The organism is Streptomyces sp. NPDC054841 (assembly GCF_053611045.1).
Window position 1 is genome coordinate 1 of the sequence record NZ_JBSGZO010000825.1, and the last position, 1,976, is coordinate 1,976.

Consider the following 1,976-nt stretch of genomic DNA (forward strand, 5'->3'; position numbering starts at 1 on the left):
GGGCCGCCCAGCCCGCCACCGCCAGCACCCACACCGCGCCCGCCGTGACCCGGTCGGGCGCGCCGCGGGCGCGCAGCGCGGTGGCGGCCAGGCCGAGGCAGAGCAGCTGCAGCACGACCGGCAGGACCGCGAGGATGCCGGCGGTGCTGTCCAGCCCCGCCGCACCGGCGAGAAGGTCCGCGAGCGCCGTGTGTCCGGGCCCTGCGGCGGGGTGCGGCCTGATCCCCAGCAGCAGCGGCGCGGTGTGCAGCGCGGCGACGGTGGTCAGCAGCCCGGCGGCGAGCAGTACGGGGCGCAGCCGGTGCAGCGACACCGCCGCGCTGCACACGACGATCAGCAGCACGCCGGCGGTGACCGTGACCGGGGGCAGGGCGCGCAGCAGCTCGGTGCCGGACAGCCGCCCGGCGGTGACGTCCTCGGCCCGGGACAGCGGGATCCAGAACAGCCCGGCGGCGAGGCCGAGCAGCAGCCACAGCCAGGTGACCGGCCAGGACTCGTCCTCGTGTCCGGACGCCTGCTCGGGGACGTACACGGGGATCCCGAAGGCGGGGGTCGCCGTCTCGTGCACACCGCGCAGATACACGGTCTCGCGCGTCCAGTCGGAGTCGTGCTCCGCGCCCGCAGCCCGCCGCTCGGCCGCCTTGCGGGCCCAGGTCGTGCCGTACTCCTCGGCGCCGGTCCGGCGCCGCCGCAGCAGCCGGGCGGCACGGGCCGGCCCCGGTTCGCGCCCCGTCAGCGCCGCCCGTACGCCCGGTGCCGAGGCGACGGCCATCAGCGACATGGAGAACAGCATGGCGAGACCCGCACCGGAGATCCCGGCCGGGCCGAGCAGTACCGCCGCGCTGCCCAGCACCAGCGTGCACATCGCGCCCTGGAGCACGGCGAGCACGCCCGTACGCCCCTGGACGCGCAGCACTCCGATGTACAGCTCGACGAGGACGCGGGGCAGCGCGGCGGCGGCCAGCAGCCGCAGCACCGTCGTGCCGTGCTCGGCGTAGTCCGGGCCGAACGGGGCGAGGATCTGCGGGGCGAGGACGACGAGGACGACGACGACCGGAACGAGCAGCACCGCCATCCGCCGCAGCGCCCCGCGCACCCCGTCGGCGAGGCTGTCCGGGCTGTGCGAGGCGTGTGCGGTGAGGGAGGAGGCCATGTTGATGGCCATGAACTCCATCGTGCCGCCGACGGTGTAGGCGATGTAGAAGAAGCCGTTGTGCGCGGCGTCGAAGCGGACGGCGACCATCACCGGCAGCAGATTGATCATCGCCAGGGAGAACAGCGCCCCGACGGAGTCCCCGGCGAGGAACCGTCCGATGTCCCGCATCCGCGGTGGCTCGCGGTCGCGGTCGGCGGCGGCCTGCCGGGGGATGAGCCGGCGGAAGACCAGACAGCCGAGGGGCAGCACGGACAGGCCGATCGCCGCCGCCCACGACACGAAGACGCCGAGCACCGGCATGGCGGTGGCGAACGCGGCGAGCAGCAGCAGCTTGCCGATGGAGAACACGGCGTTGCCCACCGGCACCCACACCGCCTTGCGCAGCCCGGTCAGCACCCCGTCCTGCAGCGTCAGCAGCGCCCACGCGACGCACGAGGCGGTGAACACGAGCCCGGCGGTGAGGCCGCGCAGCGGGGCGTACGAGGGCCCCCAGAGGTCCAGCGTGACCAGGAACGCGGCACAGGCGACGCACACCACGAGCGAACTGACCGCGTACGCCCGCCACACCAGCGGTCCGGTGGCCCGCCCGGCCCGCGGCACGTACCGCACCACCGCGCCGATCATCGTGGTCGCGGTGACCGACGCGAGCAGCCGCATCGCCGCGATCGCCGCCGAGCCCTGTCCGACGGCCTCCTCCGTGTAGTACCGCGCGGCCACCAGCCAGAACCCCAGCCCCAGCGCGGCCGAGACCCCCGTGGACAGCATCAGCGCATAGGCGTTGCGGAACATCGAGTCCCCGCCGGCCGTTCCGTCGCCGACC

1 protein-coding gene is annotated in these 1,976 nt (G+C 74.9%); it reads right to left on the reverse strand.

Going from position 1 to position 1,976, the window contains the following annotated elements:
- Positions 1–1,976, reverse strand: a 1,976-nt coding sequence (locus tag ACWGI8_RS43600; protein WP_453669085.1) for a lipopolysaccharide biosynthesis protein, incomplete at both ends; no start/stop codon positions are given.